Below are 21,483 nucleotides of genomic sequence, written 5' to 3' on the forward strand. Positions count from 1 at the left end.
CAAAAAAGCGCTAAAAGCCCGGTTTTTTGTTACCAAAAGATGGGTTTAGCTCTTTGTATTTTATCTCTGATGATCTTTGTGATTTATTTGTAAAAAATTGACATACATTCAAAATCAAACTAACATCTTTAAAAAAACATCGATTTCTCAGAGTCATTTTATCCTAACTCTATCCCTCTTATTGAAATACTATTTTTTATTCCTTTGAGTGTTTTTACCTCTTATAGTGAGTGTCATTATGAGTTGGATTGGTTTGTGAGAAGTTCTTTGGCAAAGATTTTTGTATTGTTGAGATCGATTTTTCCTGATCCTAGTGTGGGGATTTTATCTACTATAAAATATTGGCTTGGTTTAAAAATAGGGGGAATATTTGAAGATTTGATTGTTTCAATAAGACAAGAATAATCCAGCCCTTCATCTTGAAGCAAGAGAATAACCATTTCACCTTTTTTATCATTTTCTAATGCTGTGGCTGCAGCAAGAATGTTTTGAATACCAATACTTTGAGCGATTCTTGCTATTTCTTCTTCAATTTTTCCTAAACTAATCATTTCTCCACCAATTTTGGCAAATCTTGAATATCTATCTGTGATAAACAAAAATCCATTATCGTCCAAATGTCCTTTGTCTCCGCTTTTATACCATCTGATACCATCAATTTCAACAATAACTTCATTGGTTTTTTGTATATTTTTGAGATAGCCTTTCATGATTTGATGACCACCTATGAGAATAAGTCCATCTTCATTGGTAGGAAGCTCTTGAAGTGTATGAGGATCTACAATCCTTATAGCTGTTCCCGGTAAAGGCATCCCTACGCTGCCATATTGTGAGGCTTTGTGGATTTCCCAACAAGTTGCATCAAATTCATCAGGTAGATTGACACTTGCTACAGGTGTTGTTTCTGTGGCGCCATAGCCTTCATAAATGGGCTTATTGAATTTTAGTGAAAAAGATTGGGCAATGTCTTTTTTGAGTTTCTCAGCTCCTGCGACTATGAATCTCAGACTATCAAACATAATGCTTTCAAGCTTGGGGTTGCGTGCATAAATGCCCAGTAATGTAGAGGTTGCACACATAATTGTAATATTATTTTGCGCTATTGCTTTGGCAATAGCAATTGGTTCTGTGGGATCAGCATGTGTAACACAAAGCATATTTTCAAGTAATGGCATCAATGTTGTTACCGTCAATCCAAAGGCATGAAATGGAGGCAAACAGGAGAGAATACAATCATCATTTTTTGCATGCACAATATCGGCAATTTGAGCAATATTGCTCATAATATTAAGATGACTTAACATCACCCCCTTGGGCTTCCCTTCACTCCCGCTGCTAAAAAGAATTGCCCCAATACATTGAGTGTCGTTTTTGGGAGAAAAAAGCATTTTCAAAGCAAATACAGGCAAGATTTTTGTTAAGAGTAAATAGCCTATAACAATATATTTTTGATTTTTAAAATTTTGAAAAATATCTTCCATATAAAAAACTTCCACATCTTTAAAGTCATAAATAATATTTTTATTTTTTAGCTTTTCTAGAAATTTTCTTGAAGTATAAATTTGTTTGATTTCAGCCATTTTTATGGTGTTGAAGATAGATTCTTCCCCAGCGGTAAAATTAAGATTAACTACTACTTTATTGGCAATAAGGGTAGCCAAATTGCATAGCGAGCTTGCAGTTGATGCAGGCAGCATGATGCCAATGCATTGGGATGTTGGTTTGAGTTCTTCGGCAGGAGAAGATTTTGTCGCAGGAGTATGTTTGGAAATGAGTTTTGAAAGCATTAGGGTAAGAGCTAACATTTTTGTGTAACTCATGCTGCCTGTTAGGGTATCGATAGTGGCTATGGCGCTTCCTCCTTTTTTTGCGCTTACAATCCATGATCGCCCAAGTGTTTCCATTTTTTTGCATTGGGTTTGCCATGCTCTAAAGGACATTTCAAATATTTTTTTCTTCAGAGTATCTTTTGTGGTATGGATATCTAAGCTTTTTCCAAAGGCAATGGTGATATTGCGTTTGGAAAAGCTACGATGACGTTCCCTGAATTGTTCATTGCTATGTGAAAAAATACTTCCCCAAAGACCGGAAATATAAAAAGGCAAAATAACAGCTTCTTTGGATGTGAGATTTTTGGCGATAATCTCAAAATTACGTTTGAATTCATTGAGATGTCCATGTCTTGAAATAAACTCCTCAGGAAACATGCAAACTACTTTGCCTTGAGCGAGTTTATCGGATATAGTTTCAATAGTGCTTTTGCTTTGGATATTTGAGAGGGGAATGATGCTAAAAAAATCAACAAAAAAACGGATATACCATTTAGAATAATAGCTTTTTTCCATTACAAAATACACTTTATAGGGCATTGCCATTTGTATCATTGCCCAATCAATAAAAGAAATATGATTTCCCAGCAATAAAATCCCACCATTTTGAGGGATATTTTCAAATCCATCGACATTGAGTTTATATCGCTGAAAAAATGCAATACTCATAAGGATTCGCACAAGAGAAAATGGCATTAATCGAATAATATAAATTGTAGTAAATAAACTCACCAAAATAGAAACTCCAAACAACCACTCTACTTTTAGATTATAATATCCAAATAAACTTACAAGGATTAAAAATCCAAATATCCCAACACTTTGGATAAAATTATTCCCAGCCAGGATACTCCCTAATTCGTTGCTTTTAGAGTGAAATTGAATAAGAGAATTTAGAGGAACAATAAAGATCGCCCCACCCAAACCAAAAATAAAAAATACAATAGCATAAAATTTTAGTGAATCTAAAAATGGTATAAAAATAAGAGCAATCAATATTAATAAAGCTCCAAGGGGTATAAGACCTGTTTCAATATAGTTTTTGGAATAACGTCCTGCAACAATAGATCCTATAATGATCCCCAAACCGGAAAATACAATAGAAACTTGAATTTCAAAAGTATTATCAATGTTTAAAATATTTTTAGTACGTATAAAAAAAATAGCTAATATCAATTGAGAAATAGACCAAAACATTGTGATGCCAAGAATAGACATTAGAATAATTTTGTTTTGATAAATATTTTTTATGTTTGTTTTGAATAATCCCATATTTAAATATTGACGCATAGAGAACTTAATAGGCAGGGTTTTTGTGATAGATGGAAGCTGCCAAGTTAAAAATACTTCCAAAAAAGAAAGCAATACAAACAATATTCCTAATGGCACCATGGCTTGAAGAATCAATTTAGGATTGTTGTGCGTATAAACAATAGAATAAAAATGCTCAAACAAAAAAGAAAAAATACTTATTCCTGCCAGAATAGCGACAATTGTGCAAGCTTGGATGATGCCATTCCCCCAAGCTAAAAATTCAGTACCAACTAAATCTTTGGTATATCCATATTTTGCCGGCAAGTAAATAGCCCCTTGAATTCCAAGTAAAAAAGTAGTTCCAAATGCTGCCCAATACCGGCCCAAATAATAAAATACAACTAAAAGACAAATCAAAATCATATTGCTTATAGTCATAATTTTCATTATTTTATTTCTTGGAAATTTATCACTCAAAAATCCCGAAGGAGAAAAAATCAAAATAAAAGGTATAATCATAAAAGCATTGATAATTGATGAATAAAACAATTGATGTGAGCCACTATAGACTTTTAAGATTGTATTGTGCATCAAAATCTTATGACCCAAATCTAAGAAGACATGAACAAAAGTTGCAAATACAAAAAAACTAAAACCATAGATTTTCCAAATTCTATTCATTTTTACCTTTAAAAACCGGAAATAATAAATTGTAATTATATCCATTTATTTTATTTTTAGATCTCTAAATGGTGTGTTCGTTGTAGAGAACTAAAATATTGAGTTTGGTAATTTGGGGATTTTTGAAGAGATATGCCTTGTCAAAAAGAATAAAAATAATTCTGCTACAATAAATCTACCTATAAGCAAGAAGATTTTATACTTTCAAAATAATTTTAAATCAAAGAAGAGAGAAAATGCAAAATATACGAAATATCGCAGTTATTGCTCACGTCGATCATGGTAAAACTACTTTAGTGGATGGACTACTCACGCAATCAGGAACTTTTGGAGAGCGAGAAAAAATTGATGAGAGGGTGATGGATAGCAATGATTTGGAAAAAGAAAGAGGGATTACCATACTTTCAAAAAATACTGCTATTCATTATAAAGATACAAAAATTAATATTATTGACACTCCCGGACATGCCGACTTTGGTGGTGAAGTAGAACGAGTGCTTAAGATGGTAGATGGAGTATTGTTGCTTGTAGATGCCCAAGAAGGAGTGATGCCTCAAACAAAGTTTGTTGTCAAAAAGGCTTTGAGCTTTGGTATTTGCCCCATTGTGGTTGTTAATAAGATTGATAAGCCTGCAGCAGAACCTGATAGGGTTGTAGATGAAGTATTTGATTTGTTTGTAGCCATGGGGGCTAATGATCATCAACTTGATTTTCCGGTCATTTATGCAGCAGCTAGAGATGGTTATGCTATCAAAGAACTTAGCGATGAGAAAAAAAGTCTCGAACCGTTATTTGAGGCAATTTTGAAATATGTACCTCTGCCTACAGGGAGCAGTGCTGATTCTTTGCAAATGCAAATTTTTACACTTGATTATGATAATTATGTGGGTAAGATAGGGATTGCCAGAGTATTTAACGGCAGGATCAAAAAAGGAGGAAGTGTCATGCTTGCCAAGGGTGATGGCACTAAGGAGAATGGCAGGATTACTAAATTGATTGGTTTTTTGGGATTAGCGCGCACAGAGATTGAAGAAGCAGAAGCCGGAGATATTGTGGCTATTGCCGGATTTAATGCCATAGATGTGGGAGATAGCGTGGTTGATCCTAATAACCCTATGCCTTTAGATCCGATGCACTTAGAAGAGCCTACAATGAGTGTGTATTTCTCTGTCAATGATTCGCCATTAGCAGGACTGGAAGGCAAGCATGTTACGGCTAATAAACTCAAAGATAGATTGCTTAAAGAAATGCAAACCAATATTGCCATGAAATGCGAAGAAATGGGAGAGGGAAAATATAGAGTCTCAGGAAGAGGCGAACTTCAAATTACGATTTTGGCAGAAAATCTTAGACGTGAAGGGTTTGAATTTAGCATCTCTCGTCCCGAAGTGATTATCAAAGAAGAAAATGGGAAAAGACTTGAACCTTTTGAGCATCTTGTTATTGATACGCCACAAGATTTTAGCGGTTCTATTATTGAGCGACTAGGGCGCAGGAAAGCTGAGATGAAAGCCATGAATCCAATGGGCGATGGCTATACCCGATTAGAGTTTGAAATACCTGCACGCGGGTTGATTGGGTATAGAAGTGAGTTTCTTACAGATACAAAAGGCGAAGGTGTTATGAACCATTCTTTTTTGGAGTTTAGACCCCATAGCGGTACGGTAGAATCACGTAAAAATGGAGCTCTCGTCAGTATGGAAAATGGTGAAGCAACAGGTTTTTCTCTTTTTAATATTCAAGAAAGAGGCGTGCTTTTTATTCAAGCCCAAACAAAAGTTTATATGGGTATGGTAATTGGCGAACATAGTAGAGACAATGATTTAGATGTCAATCCTATCAAGTCTAAACATCTCACCAATATGCGTGCAAGCGGGAGTGATGATGCTATTAAGCTTGTGCCCCCAAGAGATCTCACTTTGGAGCGTGCTCTTGAGTGGATAGAAGATGATGAAATTCTTGAGGTTACGCCTTTAAATATCAGGATTCGTAAAAAATATCTCGATCCAAATCAACGAAAAAGAATGACAAAGAAATAATTTTTTATATTTGTTTTTCAAATAAGATTATATTAAATTTAATAGAGTAAAATATTATAATTTAAAATGTTTTTGAATTATTTATAATAAAATGTAGTTATAAATTAATTATATTCTTGAATAAAGGACAAAAATGAAAATAAATGCTTTTATTGATGCAATGTATTTCAGACATGCTTGTAAAATATTTGATAAAAATAAGAAAATTTCTAAGGAAGATTTTGAAATCATATTGGAATCAGGAAGATTGAGTCCAAGTTCTTTGGGATTAGAGCCTACAAGAATGCTTGTCATCAAAAATAGCGCTTTGAGAGAAAAAATGAAGCCTTTATGCTGGAATCAAGAACAAATAACCACAGCAAGTGAGTTGGTAGTATTTAAATCAAAAGTTGCAGATATGAAAGCCCCTACAAATTATACCCGCACAATGGTCGCCAGAAGAATGGAAGGAGAAAAATGCGATGCTTACCAAGAGAGGATTAAAGGATATTTGCTTGATAATGATTTGTTAGGAGAAAATATTATCAATTGGACAGCCAGACAAGCTTATTTAATGGCAAGTTCCATGATGAATTGCGCAGCTTTTATGGGTATTGATTCTTGCCCAATGGAAGGATTTGAACAAAAGCTTTTGGAGAAATTTTTTGAGATTGATTCATTTAAAGAGCGGATTGTGTTGATAGTCGCCTTTGGCTATCGTTTCAATGAGCAACCAATTCAAAAATATCGTCTCAGCAAAGATGAACTTATAGAATATAAATAAAAAATATTTAATAATCAAAGGAGTTTTTGTGATAACAGTAATAAAACGTAGCGGTCGGGTTGAAGTTCTTGATATTTCAAAAATACAAAAATATACTTCAAATGCTGTGATGGATTTAGATGGCGTGAGTCAAAGTGAATTAGAAGTTGATGCAAAAATTCATTTCAAAGACAAAATTACCACTGAAGAAATCCAGCAAACCTTGATCAAGACTGCTGTAGATAAAATAGATGTTGATACGCCAAATTGGACATTTGTAGCTGCCAGATTATTTTTATATGATCTCTATCACAAAGTGAGCGGTTTCACCGGTTATAATAGCCTTCAAGAGTATTTTGACAGAGGTGAAAATGAAGGTAAAATCATTAAAGGTCTCAAAGATAAATATGACCTGGATTTTTTGAATTCTCAAATTGATCAAAAAAGAGATTTACAATTTAATTATTTGGGAATCAAAACTCTTTATGATCGTTATCTCATAAAAGACAAACAAAACAAACCCATTGAGTTACCCCAGCATATGTTTATGGCTATTGCAATGTTTTTGGCTCAAAATGAAGCTAACCCCAATGAATGGGCAGTAAAATTTTATAATATTATTAGCAAATTTGAAGTGATTGCAGCAACACCTACCCTGGCAAATGCAAGGACGACAAGGCATCAATTAAGCTCTTGTTATATTGGAAGCACTCCGGATAATATTGAGGGGATTTTTGATGCCTATAAAGAAATGGCACTTTTATCAAAGTATGGGGGTGGTATTGGATGGGATTTTAGCCGCGTAAGAGGATTAGGAAGTTTCATAGATGGGCACAAAAATGCAGCAGGGGGTGTAGTGCCATTTTTGAAAATTGCCAATGATGTAGCCATTGCCGTGGATCAATTGGGCACAAGAAAGGGTGCTATAGCTACTTATCTTGAAATTTGGCATACAGATATTAATGACTTTATTGATTTACGTAAAAATAGTGGCGAAGAAAGACGCAGAACTCATGATCTTTTCCCTGCAGTATGGATTTGTGATCTTTTTATGAAGAGGGTTGAAGAAAATGCTTTATGGACGTTATTTGATCCTTATCAATGTAGCGAACTTACAGAGCTTTATGGAGAAGAGTTTGAGAAAAAATACTTAGAATATGAAAAAAACCCTGATGTCATCAAGGAACACATTAGCGCAAAGGATTTGTGGAAAAAGATTTTGACTAATTATTTTGAATCAGGATTGCCTTTTTTGTGTTTTAAAGATAATGCGAATCGTGCTAATCCTAACGCTCATGCCGGAATTATACGCAGTTCGAATCTTTGTACCGAAATATTTCAAAATACAAATCCCAGTCATTATGTTATTGAGGTTGAATATGTTGATGGAAGCAAGGAGAATTTTGAAGAGTTCAAGGAAGTCCAAACAGATGCAGGCATAAAGAAAAAAGCAAACAAGCTAACAAGCATCGATGCCCTTAATGGGAAACAAATATTTATCACAACGAGAACTCAAACAGGTGGAAGCACTGCTGTATGCAATCTTGCGAGTATAAATTTGAGTAAAATCCATACAAAAGAAGATATTCAAAGAGTCCTTCCTATTGCAATACGTATGCTTGATAATGTGATTGATTTGAATTTTTATCCCAATAGAAAAGTAAAAGTAACTAATTTTCTCAATCGTGCTATTGGACTTGGGATAATGGGAGAAGCCCAAATGCTTGCGAGTTCAAAAATCCATTGGGGATCGAAAGAGCATTTTGAAAAAATTGATGAAGTGATGGAGCTTGTTAGTTATCACGCAATTTTGTCAAGCTCAAATCTAGCCAAAGAAAAAGGTAAATATCCTCAATATGAAGGATCTCATTGGAGTAGGGGTATTTTTCCTATTGATTGTGCCAATAAAGAAGCCTTGAAATTAGTCGATAGAGGGGGGCTTTTTGGTAGCAGTTGTGATTGGGAGTCTTTGAGAAAAATTGTTCAAACACAGGGTATGCGTAATGGTTATTTGATGGCTATTGCCCCTACAAGTTCGATTTCTATTCTTGTAGGGACAACCCAGACTATTGAGCCTGTTTATAAGAAAAAATGGTATGAAGAAAATCTTAGCGGGCTGATCCCTGTGGTAGTGCCTAATTTGAATTTAGATACATGGAATTATTATACCTCTGCTTATGATATTGATCAGTCTGATTTGATAAAAGCAGCAGCAGTGCGACAAAAATGGATCGATCAAGGTCAAAGTACTAATATTTTTATGAGACTTGAAAAGGTAAGTGGGAAACTTTTGAATGAAATTTATATGCTTGCTTGGAAATTAGGGCTTAAATCGACCTATTATTTACGCAGCGAAAGTCCCAGTGTTGATGAAAACGTAATGGATCGATCAGTAGAATGTTATAATTGTCAATAATTTTATTATCAAAGCAAGTAAATGCTAAAGAGATCCAAATCTCCTTGTTCTGGATTTGAAATCATGGATAATCTTTTGAAGTTCTTCAGGGGTAAAATCAGGCCATAAGGTTGGAGTAAAAAATAGCTCTGCGTAGCTTGCTTGCCAAAGCAAAAAGTTTGATAATCGCATTTCCCCTCCTGTTCGAATCAAAAGATCAACATCAGGAATTCCTTTTGTATCCAGATTGTCTTCAATGAGTTGTGATAGATTAGTATTTGTTTGATAGGTGTTGGTTTGAATAATTTTTTCAAAAGCACGTTTAATCTCATCTCTTGAACCATAATTAAGCGCTAGAATTTGTGTGAGAGCATTGTTGTGTTGTGTATCTTCTTGAAGATTTTGAATAAGATTTTTAAGAGGGCTGTTGAATGCTTCTATATTTCCAATTGCACGAAATTGGATATTATTTTCTTGGTAAGTTTTTTTTTCTTGAAGTAAATATTTTTCTAAAAGTTTCATTAGAAAATCGACTTCAGCTTTGGGGCGATTCCAGTTTTCTGTGGAAAAAGCATATAGAGTGAGATGAGAAAGATTATTTTTTGCGCACCATTTTGTAATTTCTCTTACTGTGTGAATACCTTGTCTGTGTCCTTGTGTGCGCATTTTTCCTTTTTGTTTTGCCCATCTGCCATTCCCATCCATAATAATGGCCAGGTGATTTAATGTATTCAATTTTTACTCCTTGAAGTGCAAGAATCCACCAGATAGGCAATATGTTGCCAACCAAATCCGGTTATATCACTAAGTCCTATTTCACAAGTGCCGGAACTTCCAAAGCCTTTTTGAATATTCTTATTTTGATAAAATTTACCAAAATCTTCCAATGCGCTTCTATTGAGTTCAGGGGTGAAAAATCCTTTATTACCTGCAAACCCGCAACAACCTGTATCTTTATGAATAAAAATTCCTCCTTTTGTGCAAGCTTTTGCTAAAGACAACATAATTTTTTCTTGTCCTGCTTTTTTCCCTGCGCACATTGTATAGAGCCCTATATTTTCTGAAATCGGTTGTATCTTAAGATGAGGGATCAAATATTTTTGAATATAAAGATTTAAGTCATAAATTTGAAGTTCTGTTTTTTCAAGCATTTGTATAAAATGAGTACTGCAAGCTGTATGATCAAGCACAATGGGAATCCTGCCATTTTTGCTGAGAGTCTTAAGTAAAAGATAATTTTTATGAGTATTTTCTTTTAAAAGCTTTTCATAGTTTATGAATGCCTTACCACAACACATTGAATGGATTTTGTCAGGATAGATGAGTTGGGTATTTGTTTTTTGACATAGCGATTCAAAAACTTCTTGAATACTTCTGGAATCAGGCATATTTTTAGCAGGGCTAAAAGAGCGATTGATGCAAGTTGTGAAATAAATCACTTCAGAATGATGATTACTAAGTGGTTTATTTTGGAGTTTATAAATATTTTTGCGGGGTAAGTTTTTGCTCAGTTTGGGGATTATGTGGGAGATTTTTCTTAAGGAATTATTGCAAGCAAGGAATGTATCTTGACCCAATAAATTTGATCCTAAATCGGCTATTTTTAGTCCAAAACGCATTAAAGAGGTTGTTGTATTCATGTGATTTAAAATTTTACGGGCAAACTTTTCTTGTATGCCTTGTGCGTTTTGGGCACGGGTTGTGAGTGCAATTTTTCCTGCGGGGATCTCAAGAGGGCAAAGTGTGGCACACATTCCACAAACTGCACATGTTTCATCGCTTAAATAAGGATATCCTTTTTTGAGTTCTTCTAAAAGCAATGAATCTTGTTGGCTGTTTGAATGAAGGTTTTCTTGGAGACGTTGGATTTCTCTGTGAATCGTGATACGTTGTCTTGGGGTGAGAGTGAGATTCTTGCTGGGACAAATTTTTTCACAAAATCCACATTCCATGCACGCATCAAGATAGTCTTGTATTTGCGTGGTTGATTTTAGATTTTTGGTATGTATGCTTGGATCATTTGATATGATTACATCAGGGTTGATGAGATTATAGGGATCAAAAATTTGTTTGATTTTTTGGTTGATTTCATAGGCTTTTTTGCCCCATTCAAGCTCTACAAAAGGAGCGACCATTCTTCCTGTGCCATGTTCAGCTTTGATACTGCCGCCAAAAGCTGCTACATTTTGTGCCATCTCCTCTATGAGTTTTTCAAAGTTTTCACATTCTTTTTTATCGCTTAAGATAGGTGTGATGATGAAATGTATGTTGCCACTGAGGGCATGTCCAAAAATAATACCATTTTCACTAAATCCATATTTCTCAAAGAGATCCCCAATCATGCTTACGCCTTTTTGTAAATCCTCAATCCTAAAGCAAATATCTTCTGTAATGACGCAACTCCCTTTTCTTCTGGAGCTTGCAGCTATGGGGAGGAGACCTTTGCGAATCTTCCACCAATGATTATAAATATCTTCTTGTGCGCTGATTTGAGGAGGAAGAACAGTGGGAATATCTTGAATATTTTGAGAAATAATCTCCAGATTGTCTTGAAGGATTTTTTTGTCATTGCTTTGTGTTTGGAGCAAGATACAAGCATTGCCCGGTTTGATTTGACGGATAATTTCCGGGACATCTTTGGATTTTTGCACACTTTTTAATGAGGCATAATCCATGATTTCTGCAGCAGCGATAATAGACTCCATATTTGCAAGTATTTTGACAACTCTGGTGGCATCTGCGATATTTTTATAAAATAAAAGAGCGCAAGCTTTGTGTGAAAAATCTTCTATGCATTCATATTCGCAAGCAGATATAAACCCCAATGTCCCTTCACTTCCGATAAAAATATGATTGATAATATCAATAGGATCGCAAAAATCGATCAAAGCGTTGATACTATAACCTGTTGTATTTTTGATTCTATATTTTTTGGTAATGAGGGATTTGAGTTCATCATCTTGCAAAATATGGGATCGAAGTTCTAAGAGAGCATTAATAAGATGGGAGTGAGTATGCAAGAAACTTTGTATGTTTGTTTTATCTGAAGTGTCTAATAATGTTCCATCACCAAGGATAACACGTATAGATCGTATGGTATTATAACTATTTTGTTTGACCCCACAACACATACCGCTGGAGTTATTTGCAACAATCCCCCCAATCATGGCTGTAGAAATAGTGGCAGGATCAGGACCTATTTTTTTGTTGTAGGGTTTGAGGGCATCATTGGCGCTAGATCCAATAACTCCACAAGATAAGCGAATGGATTGTTTATCTTCAGAGATATTTATATCTTGCCATTGGGCAGAAGCAATCACAAGCACGTTTTGTGTGCAAGCCTGTCCTGAGAGAGAACTTCCGGCAGCTCTAAAGGTGATAGGAATATTGTAGGTGCGTGAAAGAGAATAGATTTTTATAATTTCTTCTTCATTGTGGGCTTTAATGACTAACTTTGGGATATAACGATAACATGAGGCATCAGTGCCATATGCAAATCTTCTTAAATAATCATCATAAATTCTATCGCCCAAAAATTCTTGCGCTTTTTGTTTGAAGAGTTGATAGTCTTGCATTTATTATCCCTTACTTGAAAAAATTTTATAATTTTAACCTATCTATTTGGAACTTCATTATCAAAATATTATTAGAATGCCATAAAAATTATTAGCTAAAGGAAAAATTCATGAGTGAAAAAACTCTAAGAAATAAAAAATTGTTAGGCAAACATCATAAAAGTTATGCAAATCCGGTGTATTTAGATGAATTTCAACCCCAAGATTATCTCATTATTGATATTCGTCATCCTTATGATTTTGCAGAAGCTCACATAGTGGGCGCTTTAAATCTTACAGATTTGAGATCCATTGCTACAATCGCAAAAAATAATGCAGACAAAAAAATTCTCCTCCATTGTTATAGTGGGCATACAGCATCTGTTTATGGGAGTGAGTTGGTTCTTGCAGGATTAGAGAATATTTATTATTTGGATGAAAATATTGCAGATTTTGAAGATCACGGGATAAGAATGATGGCCTGAGAATATTAGAGGAGAGGGTAATTTTGTTTGCAAAATGATATTTTGCATTAGATTATCAAGTTTTTCCCGCTTAAAAAACTTTGATCACTCCATAGATAGTCCCATTTTCCAAATCTGCCAATGGAATGTATTTCTGAATTTTTTAAATATTGCAGAACTTTTTTTCTATGAAGTTGTAGGGATTTGTCAAAAATAACATTTGCATAAGGCAAAATTCTAAAATCTTTTGCGATAATGTCTTCTTGCTTGCATATTCCCATTTTTATGAAGTTTTTGATCGTATCACGAACAAGGAAATTTGGAATTTCTTGAGTTTGTTTTTGAGTGATTTCTTCTAGGGAGCGATATTTTGAGAAATAAATTTCTACTTGAAGGCTTGAGCAGTTTTTTGGCGCGTTTGCGGGAGATTTTTTAGATGGGCTATGAACTCTTGCAAAAGGGATATCAGAGTCATAAACATAAAACCAAAGGCGCTTGGCAATGTCAGGTTTATTAAAACCAAGCGATATGATTGCTACAGATGTTGCGCACAATTTTGATCCTGATTTTTGAATAGAACTTGGGGGGGGGGGGTCAAATAATTTAATAATTTTAGGTAAAGGTAAAGAAGAAATAAGAGTATTGTATTGATATGGATCTTTTTGTTTGAAATACAATATTTTATTTTTGGTGTCAATTTTTGTAACTTGATGGTGGTATTTTATAGAACATTTTTTTACTAAATTTTTTAAAAAAGATCGGTATTGACCACATTTTGGATATTTTTGTTCTTTGATATAGTAAGTATTAGGAGTGTCTTCACACATTGATCCATAAAGAATTTCTTCAATACCGGGAGTATAGAGTCTGTTGCTTATCCAATGAGTTGTTAAGTTTTTTGGGTGCGTAGTCCAATATTTTTGCGTGTATTGTGAAGAAAATTTTTCTGTAAAGTAGTTTCCATATTGGGCTTTTAGCCATTCTTCAAAGTTTTTTAAATTTTGTTTTTTATTATTATTTTGAACCATATCTTTTATGATGTTTATTTTTTCTTCAATAGGTAGGGGGTAGAGGTTATTTTGTGCGGGATGTTTGATCCAAAGACCTTGATAATAGTTATTCATATCCGGAATATGGATAATAGGAGGAGTTGATTTTAAAAATATTTGATTGACATAATCATCATCAGAAAATGATAAATGCACACAATTATCAAACCAAAATTTACCTTTTGGGGAATCCAAATAAAATCCTCCGCACAACCCGCCCCAAGAAGATTCTTTTTCAAAAATAATAATTTCGTCGTCATTGAGTTTTTGTTTTAAATGATAAGCAGCACTAATCCCTGCTATTCCTGCTCCTAAGACGGCAATTTTATTTTTCATAAAGTTTTTTTATCCCATCTGTGATGTCAATTGTTGGCTTCCAATTGGGGACTTTTGTGAAATTTTGAGATATTTGGGTAGAAATAGGGTTCATAATTTCTCCCTTGCGATAAGGCTTTGCTCCCCATGAGATATTCAATTTGACTCCAAGAGTGTCTTCATAGATTTTAGCCAAATTTTTCAAAGATAAGCGATTGTTTTCAAGAGTAAAATTTGGAATAAGAGATGACTTTTTAGTCATTTTTGATAAAAAATCTATCAAATTATCAAATCCTGCGATGACATCTTGTATGTGAGTGATATCAATGAGTTGTTCGCCTTTGCTCATTTGGAGTGTTTGTTTATTTTGAATATTTTGCTTCCATAGATTAAATATTTTTGGACGCGTATCGTTTTTGCCATAAGTATTGTATAGCATGAGATTAGCGAATTTTGTAGGCAAATGAATAGAATAATATTGCATTATATCTACAAAAGCTTCTTTGGTGCTATCATAAAAGCCTGCAGGATAAAATATATCTGATGTGGGGTGGGTATATTGGGAAAAAGTAGTTGTGTTGATAAAAAAATCCACACCGGAAGCGCTCATTGCTTCTAGAATGCTTGCTCCAAAGGTAATGTTAGAGTCAATAAAATTTAAAATATCATTAGGCGTATGAGAGGGTTTGTAAAAGGTTGCCAAATGAATAATTCCATCAAATTTTTTATTTCTTAAAAAACTGCTTAATCTGGAAATATCATTATCATAGACAAAAATTTCGCACTGAGACTCTATAGATTCTACATGACTATTTTGTCTAACAATGGCTGTAATAGAATATTTTTTATGTAATAAATCAATGAAATTCCTGCCTACAAAACCGGTTGCACCTGTGAGTAAAAGACGCTTCATACTTCGATCCCTTTAAAATTACAATCAATAAAATTGGCATTTTTATCTTTATGCGAAATATCTGTAAGTTTGAGTTGCCATTGAATATTGATTATAGGATCAAGAGGATTTAGAGTTTGATCGTTTTGGGGAGAAAACGGCGCTGTGAGAAGATATAAAATTTCTGCCTCATCACTAAGGCTTTGAAATCCATGCGCAAAGCCTTCAGGGATATACAAATAGAGGGAATTTTCTTGAGTTAATTCAATAGCGAAATATTGCAGAAATGTTGGAGAGTTTTTTCTTATGTCTAGAGCAACATCAAGAATTTTGCCCCTGAGACATCGGATGATTTTTGTTTCACAAAAAGGTTTTTTTTGATAATGTAGCCCCCTAATAGAACCTTTTTGTTGTGTGAGGGAATGGTTGATTTGAACAATTGGTTTATCAAGTCCTATGGCTTGAAAATCTTGTGAGCAAAAATAACGCTCAAAATAACCTCTGTGATCTTGAATTTTTTGGGGGCTAATAACGTATAGATTATTAAAGGATGTAGGGGAAAATTCAAAACGATTCATATTTTTCCTTTTGTTGTTTTTAAGATATCGCTATAAGATTTGATTTGTTCCCAAGTCATCAAATAAGAGTGCGATAAATTTTTTTCATACCATTGAAGTGTCATTTGAATGCTTTTTTGAGCATCTAAAATTCCTTGCCAATGCAAAAAAGAATGGGCTTTAGAGCTATCTAGCATCAATAAATTTGCTTCATGAGAAAAATGGGGGTTGGGAGTAATTTGATAAGAAATATTCCAATTTTTTTTGATAATCTCAAGCATGGCAGCTACACTCAGGTTATTTTTAGCATTAGGTCCAAAATTAAAACTTTGAGCGAATTGTGTTTTTCCTTCATATAGTTTGATCCCTAGCAATAAATATCCGTATAATGGCTCTAAGACATGTTGCCAAGGGCGAGTTGCTTGAGGATTTCTGATAATGATTTTGGATTTTTTTTGCATACCCCTTATAATATCCGGGATCAATCTATCCGCACTCCAATCACCACCACCAATAACATTTCCTGCTCTTGCAGTTGCAATGAGGGTTTGATGAGTTTTGTTAAAATCATTGATATTAAAAAAACTCGATCGAAAGGAGGCACTTAGTATTTCGCTACAGGCTTTAGAAGAACTATAGGGATCATAGCCTCCTAAAGGATCATTTTCTCTATAGCCCCAAACCCATTCTTTGTTTTCATAGACTTTATCCGTAGTAATATTGATGATGGATCTTATAGATGAGATTTTTCTTGAAGCTTGAAGTAAGTTGAGTGTGCCCAATACATTTGTCTTGTAAGTATCAATAGGGTCTGTATAGCTTTTCCTTACCAGAGGTTGGGCAGCAAGGTGAAAGATAATTTCAGGTTGAAAATCTTTAAGGGATTTTTGAAGTTTTGAAAAATTTTTGATATTGCCAAAAATAGAATGTGTTTGTAAATCCAATAAATCAAAATGATTGGGCGTTGTATGGGGCAAGAGGGCATATCCCATGACTTCAGCGCCCAATTCTTGCAACCATGCACACAGCCATGATCCTTTGAATCCTGTGTGTCCTGTAATAAATACTCTTTTGTTTTTATAGAATTCCAGAGGTGTTTTCATAATTTTATTTTATGGGTTTGACATCATAATCATTAAGTTTTGCAATCAGAGTATTTTTATGGAGATATAAGTTACTTTGTGTCCAAATATTTTCTCCTATTTTTTCTGCAATTTCACACACAATAGGTAGATATTCTATATGTTGGAATAGACTTGGAACAAAAAGTTGTAATTCTGACATTTCATAAAGACGCAAGGCAATGAGTTTAGAATTAGGTTTTGTCATAAAACAACCATTAATGAGACTTGTTCCATCAACACTCATAACTATTTCAGCTTGAAGCATAAGATTGATTTTTTCTTTGAGACTCAAATCTTCCATATAAACTCTTAAAAATCCATAATCATCATGTAAAATCTGATAAATTTCTTCTTCATTGCTTAGAAATCTATAATTGGATTTTTGCCTACTAATATAAATCCGACTTGATGGGGCAATAAAGGTAGGATCATAGAAATGATCTTTGAGTTTATCAAGAGCCGGCAAGACATATTTGGCATTGAGTCTGGGGCAGGTGGGCATATAAAGATTGCAAGTTTTTGCATTTTGATATTCTAAATAAATGATTTGATTTTTATGAATTTTCTCCAAATCAAGAATATCTTGAATATAAGCTTTGTAATAAGTTTCGTAACGGCTATAAATAGGTGGGCATATAATGTAAAAATCTTTAATATTTTGTTCTTTGAAATAATCTAATGCGATTATTAATCTGGGATAAGATTCAAAAATAAAATGATACATATTGCCAAACCAAGGTTCAAAAAATAATATTTTTGGTTTTTGACTTTGGAGACGTTTATCTCTGATGATAAAGCGTTTTATTTTGAAGTATTGAAGTTTGAGATAATTTTTAATATCTTGTTTGGAATGAAGATTCAGGAGGGATAAATCTTTAAGATAAGCATATTTATTTTTTGCATATACACTTTGGTTGTTGTAGCCATCCAGACTTTCATAGATGATTTTATCATCGACAAAAATCCCTCCACAATCCCCTATCATAGCCTGAGGAAAGTGCATGATCTCAACAGGATCAATGGGGATATTATAATCAATATAATCTAGAGAATTTGAGGGAAGATTTTTTTGTGCTTTGAGGGTTCGGAGAGAATTTTTAGCCACATTGGGGATTGAGCTAAGTTTATTATTTTCAAAGATGCTTTTATATTCAAGAGTGTTATTTTTGATTTTTGGGCTGATTTTTAGTTTTAAAAATTCCATGCTATTTTCTCCACATAGCCCAAGGTGATTGATTGTTTAGCCACATTTGTGATAGTTGGGTTTTGTCTTTTAGGGTATCCATACATTTCCAAAAACCACTATGTTGATAGGTGAAAAGCTCCCCATTTTTGGATAGATTTTTTAAAGGTTCTTCTTCAAAAGTAGTCTTGTCTCCTTGTATATAATCAAATATAGCCGGTTGGCAAACAAAAAATCCGCCGTTTATCCAGCCCCCCCCCCCTCAGTTTTTTCGCCTTTTGGTTTTTCAGTAAAATTAATAACTTGTTGTGTGTTGGGGTTAATTTGCAATGCTCCAAATCGACCTTCAGGTTGTACAGAAGTTAGTGTAATGGTCTTTTTGTGGGATTGATGAAATTTTAATAAAGCCTTTAAGTTAATATCCGCGACTCCATCGCCATAAGTAAGCATAAATGTTTGGTTATCAATATGTGGCTTTGCTCTAAGAATTCTCCCTCCGGTCATGGTGTCTTCTCCTGTATAAAGCAGGGTAACTCTCCAAGGTTCATTGCGTTTGGTGTGTATTTCAACAGAATTGTTGCGCATATCTACTGTGATATCATTGTATCGTGTATAGTAGTTGATAAAATATTCTTTGATGATTTGTGATTTGTAACCTGTCAGTATCAAAAAATCATTATACCCATAGTAGCTATAAATTTTCATAATATGCCATAAAATAGGGTGTTCGCCTATTTCTACCATTGGCTTTGGTTTTAGATATGTTTCTTCGGATAACCTTGTTCCCAGTCCCCCTGCTAAAATAACAACTTTCATTAATTTTTAAACCCTTGTTAATCTTTTGAGATTTTATTTTCGGATTTGATTATAGCAGAAAAATAATTTCATTTTTGATAAATCTAAGGTATAAGAAATACAATGTATATTTGTGTTGCAGGGTATTATCAAAAATATGCTATAGTTGCGAAATTTTACAATCACAGACACAATCTTACTAACCGGGTTATTGATGAAAAAAATCTTTGTAATTGTTGTTTCTTGCATGATAGATGTATTTGCTCAAAATATAAGCACACATTTAGTTGTTCCCAATCAAGAAGATATTAGTATCGCGCAGGCTTGGAAAAGAGTTTTGAGCAATCATGAGGGGATTAAATCAGAAGAATTTGGAGCACAAAGCGCAGCCAAGCTGGCTTTGGCAAGCAAACTTTCTTTTTTGCCCAATATTGATGTAAGTGCTTTTTATGTGCATTTAGATAGCCCAATTCAAATCAACCTGATGCAAGATAAAAATATGTCCAATTCAATACCCTTGGGATTATTGCCTCCTCAAATGGGTGGATTCTTGCAGACTTTGGGTTCTCCAATTGCCTTATCTAAGCAAGATGTTATCATGGGGGCATTCAATATTATTTATCCTTTATATGTAGGTGGAGCAAGAATTTATGCAAGCAAAATAGCCTCTCTGCAAGCAAAAGATGCCGCAGAGGCATTCAAGCTTAAAAAATTAGCAACTTTTGAGGAATTGGTAAGAATTTATTACGGCGTGGTTCTCAATCAAGAGGTTTTGAAAGTTTTAGAAGGGATTGAAAAAGGGCATTATGCCCATTATCAAAATGCTATTAAAATGCAAAAAGCGGGACAAGTTGCAAGAATTGAGGTTTTGAATGCCCAGGTTGCTTATGATAGAGCAAAAAATAAAACCAAAAAGGCAAAAGATACCCTAGAAATTTCCAAGCTTGCCTTCAATACAATTCTTTCTTCTCAAAAAGACATGATCCCCATTTCCGGGCTATTTATCGACACTTCTAAGTCTCTGCCATCAATGCAGTTTTTTGTTGATGAAACATTAGCTTCTTATCCGGTTTTAAAAACCTTGCATTATCAATCATTGAGTGCCAAGGAAGCCAAGAAGCTTCAAATAAGTAAATTTTTACCTCAAGTAGGACTTTTTGGATCTTATATATTCAAAGATCAAAATTCTATCATCAATAAAATGATCCCTACTTGGTATGTTGGTGTTGGAGCAAGGCTTCCTTTGATAACGCCGGAGGGCAGGATTCAAAAGTATCAAGCTGCAAGGCTTACAGAGTTTCGTTTAAATGCTTTGAACACTCAAGCAATTAAAGACATGAAACTTTTGACAGAAAAAACTTATAAACAAGTAGTTTCTGCTATCAGAGAATATCAAAGTCTGGATTCAAGCATTGAGCTTGCCGGAGAAAATTTAAAACTCCAAGAGCAGGCTTTTGCCCAAGGCGTAGGGACAAGCACTCAAGTCATTGATGCCAGAAACGGACTTGCAAGTGTTTTGATAGAGCAAAAAAGCGTTATTTATAAATATATTGTTTTTTTGGCAAATCTCATGGCATTAAGTAATCATGTAGATATGTTTTATGAGTATCAAAATTAGGAAAATATAATGAAAAAAAATACAGGAATTTTACTCATAGGTGTCATTGGATTGGCTATTTTGATTTGGTTAGGAAGTACATTTTATTATGCTTATAAACCAAAACCCCAGATTTTGCAAGGACAAATTGGGGCAAGAGAATATAGCGTGAGTTCCAAACTTGCCGGTAGAATTGATGAGGTATTTGTCAAAAAAGGAGACAAAGTTAAAAAAGGAGAATTGATTTATACTATCAAAAGTCCTGAGATAGAAGCCAAACTTGCTCAAGCACAAGCAGGTTATGAAGCAGCCAAAGCTATTAGTGATGAAACCCATAAGGGCGCAAGAGAAGAAACTATTATTTCAGCTAGAGACTTATACAGAAGCGCCAAAGCAATGGCGGATTTAGCAGAAAAGACCTATCAAAGAATTCAAGAGCTTTATGATGGAGGGGTAGCAAGCTTGCAAAAAAGGGATGAAGCTTTTGCTGCTTATAAAAGTGCAAAATATAATGAAAATACTGCATACCAACAATATAAAATTGCCATGGATGGAGCAAGAGCAGAAACAAAAAAAGCCCTAACAGAAAAACAAAAAGCTGCAGCAGGGCAAGTAAGCGAGGTCAAAGCATATGCCCAAGATATCCAAGCTTATTCTCCCATAGATGGCGAAGTAAGCAATGTGTTGTTATATAAAGGCGAATTAAGTCCTAGTGGTTTTCCTGTTGTATTAGTGATAGATATGAAGGAGGCTTATTTAAAATTGAGTATCCCGGAGTCTTATCTTGAGGATTTTGAAGAAGGAAAAATATTTCAAGCTTATATCCCGGCCTTAAAAAAAGATATTGATTTTAAAGTCAATTATGTTTCAGTTATGGGAGATTTTGCTACTTGGAAAGCAACTTCAAGCACGAAAGGTTATGATATGAGGAGTTTTGAAATTGAGGCAAAACCCGTGCAAGAAATTAAAGGATTGCGTGTTGGAATGAGTGTTCTTGTCAGGTTACATTAGAT

At 34.2% G+C, this 21,483-nt stretch carries 14 protein-coding genes and 1 pseudogene; 6 read left to right on the plus strand and 9 right to left on the minus strand.

Annotation, left to right across the window (positions count from 1 at the left end; translation table 11 throughout):
- Positions 1-236: 236 nt before the first annotated feature.
- On the minus strand, positions 237-3,764 hold the full coding sequence (locus BKH45_RS07605) for an acyl-[ACP]--phospholipid O-acyltransferase (protein WP_095274885.1): 3,528 nt from the start codon (positions 3,762-3,764) through the stop codon (positions 237-239).
- A 236-nt stretch (positions 3,765-4,000) separates the two neighbouring features.
- Between BKH45_RS07605 and typA the strand changes: the two genes are divergently transcribed.
- The 3 genes from typA (at position 4,001) to BKH45_RS07620 (ending at position 8,961) form a co-directional block, all read left to right on the plus strand.
- Complete coding sequence (typA, locus tag BKH45_RS07610; protein ID WP_095274886.1) at positions 4,001-5,803, plus strand: translational GTPase TypA; 1,803 nt, start codon at positions 4,001-4,003, stop codon at positions 5,801-5,803.
- Positions 5,804-5,936: 133 nt separating this feature from the next.
- Positions 5,937-6,566: an NAD(P)H-dependent oxidoreductase gene (locus BKH45_RS07615; RefSeq protein ID WP_257874537.1), complete on the plus strand. Its 630-nt coding sequence runs from the start codon at positions 5,937-5,939 to the stop codon at positions 6,564-6,566.
- A gap of 28 nt (positions 6,567-6,594) precedes the next feature.
- Positions 6,595-8,961 (plus strand): ribonucleoside-diphosphate reductase subunit alpha, encoded by a 2,367-nt coding sequence (locus BKH45_RS07620; protein WP_095274887.1) that lies wholly within the window; start codon positions 6,595-6,597, stop codon positions 8,959-8,961.
- A gap of 24 nt (positions 8,962-8,985) precedes the next feature.
- Here the strand turns inward: BKH45_RS07620 and BKH45_RS07625 are convergent, their stop codons facing one another.
- Positions 8,986-9,675, minus strand: a complete 690-nt coding sequence (locus BKH45_RS07625; protein WP_095274888.1) for a di-trans,poly-cis-decaprenylcistransferase — start codon at positions 9,673-9,675, stop codon at positions 8,986-8,988.
- Positions 9,672-12,515, minus strand: coding sequence for an FAD-binding and (Fe-S)-binding domain-containing protein (locus tag BKH45_RS07630; RefSeq protein WP_095274889.1), 2,844 nt, complete (start codon positions 12,513-12,515; stop codon positions 9,672-9,674). Before BKH45_RS07630 ends, BKH45_RS07625 begins: the two co-directional genes overlap by 4 nt.
- Positions 12,516-12,625: 110 nt before the next feature.
- Between BKH45_RS07630 and BKH45_RS07635 the strand changes: the two genes are divergently transcribed.
- Positions 12,626-12,979 (plus strand): rhodanese-like domain-containing protein, encoded by a 354-nt coding sequence (locus tag BKH45_RS07635; protein ID WP_095274890.1) that lies wholly within the window; start codon positions 12,626-12,628, stop codon positions 12,977-12,979.
- A gap of 47 nt (positions 12,980-13,026) precedes the next feature.
- On the opposite strand, the gene BKH45_RS07640 is transcribed toward BKH45_RS07635, so the two are convergent.
- The 6 genes and pseudogenes from BKH45_RS07640 to rfbF all read right to left on the minus strand — a co-directional run bounded on the left by BKH45_RS07640 (position 13,027) and on the right by rfbF (position 18,894).
- Positions 13,027-14,343 (minus strand): FAD-dependent oxidoreductase, encoded by a 1,317-nt coding sequence (locus BKH45_RS07640; protein WP_095274891.1) that lies wholly within the window; start codon positions 14,341-14,343, stop codon positions 13,027-13,029.
- Positions 14,333-15,235 (minus strand): NAD(P)-dependent oxidoreductase, encoded by a 903-nt coding sequence (locus tag BKH45_RS07645; RefSeq protein WP_095274892.1) that lies wholly within the window; start codon positions 15,233-15,235, stop codon positions 14,333-14,335. The genes BKH45_RS07640 and BKH45_RS07645 overlap by 11 nt, the downstream gene beginning before the upstream one ends.
- Positions 15,232-15,792: a dTDP-4-dehydrorhamnose 3,5-epimerase gene (rfbC, locus tag BKH45_RS07650; RefSeq protein ID WP_095274893.1), complete on the minus strand. Its 561-nt coding sequence runs from the start codon at positions 15,790-15,792 to the stop codon at positions 15,232-15,234. The genes BKH45_RS07645 and rfbC overlap by 4 nt, the downstream gene beginning before the upstream one ends.
- Positions 15,789-16,874 carry a CDP-glucose 4,6-dehydratase gene (gene rfbG, locus BKH45_RS07655; protein ID WP_095274894.1) on the minus strand — a complete coding sequence of 362 codons (1,086 nt, stop codon included), beginning with the start codon at positions 16,872-16,874 and terminating at the stop codon, positions 15,789-15,791. The genes rfbC and rfbG overlap by 4 nt, the downstream gene beginning before the upstream one ends.
- Before the next feature lie 4 nt (positions 16,875-16,878).
- Complete coding sequence (locus BKH45_RS07660) at positions 16,879-18,099, minus strand: glycosyltransferase family 61 protein (protein ID WP_095274895.1); 1,221 nt, start codon at positions 18,097-18,099, stop codon at positions 16,879-16,881.
- A gap of 1 nt (position 18,100) precedes the next feature.
- Positions 18,101-18,894: pseudogene (rfbF, locus tag BKH45_RS07665) on the minus strand (glucose-1-phosphate cytidylyltransferase).
- Between the two features lie 193 nt (positions 18,895-19,087).
- On the opposite strand from rfbF, the gene BKH45_RS07670 reads away from it, so the two are divergent.
- Positions 19,088-20,491 (plus strand): TolC family protein, encoded by a 1,404-nt coding sequence (locus BKH45_RS07670; RefSeq protein ID WP_095274896.1) that lies wholly within the window; start codon positions 19,088-19,090, stop codon positions 20,489-20,491.
- A 9-nt stretch (positions 20,492-20,500) separates the two neighbouring features.
- Positions 20,501-21,481 carry an efflux RND transporter periplasmic adaptor subunit gene (locus BKH45_RS07675; protein ID WP_095274897.1) on the plus strand — a complete coding sequence of 327 codons (981 nt, stop codon included), beginning with the start codon at positions 20,501-20,503 and terminating at the stop codon, positions 21,479-21,481.
- Positions 21,482-21,483: the final 2 nt, after the last annotated feature.

Origin of the sequence: Helicobacter sp. 11S03491-1 (assembly GCF_002272835.1) — a bacterium.
Lineage (GTDB): Bacteria > Campylobacterota > Campylobacteria > Campylobacterales > Helicobacteraceae > Helicobacter_J.

What these genes read in the sequence shown, in the direction of transcription:
- BKH45_RS07630 (WP_095274889.1), bottom strand. Translation starts at nt 12,515, where the DNA reads ATGCAAGACTATCAACTCTTCAAACAAAAAGCGCAAGAATTTTTGGGC.
- BKH45_RS07615 (WP_257874537.1), top strand. Translation starts at nt 5,937, where the DNA reads ATGAAAATAAATGCTTTTATTGATGCAATGTATTTCAGACATGCTTGT.
- rfbC (WP_095274893.1), bottom strand. Translation starts at nt 15,792, where the DNA reads ATGAATCGTTTTGAATTTTCCCCTACATCCTTTAATAATCTATACGTT.
- BKH45_RS07605 (WP_095274885.1), bottom strand. Translation starts at nt 3,764, where the DNA reads ATGAATAGAATTTGGAAAATCTATGGTTTTAGTTTTTTTGTATTTGCA.
- BKH45_RS07645 (WP_095274892.1), bottom strand. Translation starts at nt 15,235, where the DNA reads ATGAAGCGTCTTTTACTCACAGGTGCAACCGGTTTTGTAGGCAGGAAT.
- BKH45_RS07640 (WP_095274891.1), bottom strand. Translation starts at nt 14,343, where the DNA reads ATGAAAAATAAAATTGCCGTCTTAGGAGCAGGAATAGCAGGGATTAGT.
- typA (WP_095274886.1), top strand. Translation starts at nt 4,001, where the DNA reads ATGCAAAATATACGAAATATCGCAGTTATTGCTCACGTCGATCATGGT.
- rfbG (WP_095274894.1), bottom strand. Translation starts at nt 16,874, where the DNA reads ATGAAAACACCTCTGGAATTCTATAAAAACAAAAGAGTATTTATTACA.
- BKH45_RS07660 (WP_095274895.1), bottom strand. Translation starts at nt 18,099, where the DNA reads ATGGAATTTTTAAAACTAAAAATCAGCCCAAAAATCAAAAATAACACT.
- BKH45_RS07635 (WP_095274890.1), top strand. Translation starts at nt 12,626, where the DNA reads ATGAGTGAAAAAACTCTAAGAAATAAAAAATTGTTAGGCAAACATCAT.
- BKH45_RS07670 (WP_095274896.1), top strand. Translation starts at nt 19,088, where the DNA reads ATGAAAAAAATCTTTGTAATTGTTGTTTCTTGCATGATAGATGTATTT.
- BKH45_RS07675 (WP_095274897.1), top strand. Translation starts at nt 20,501, where the DNA reads ATGAAAAAAAATACAGGAATTTTACTCATAGGTGTCATTGGATTGGCT.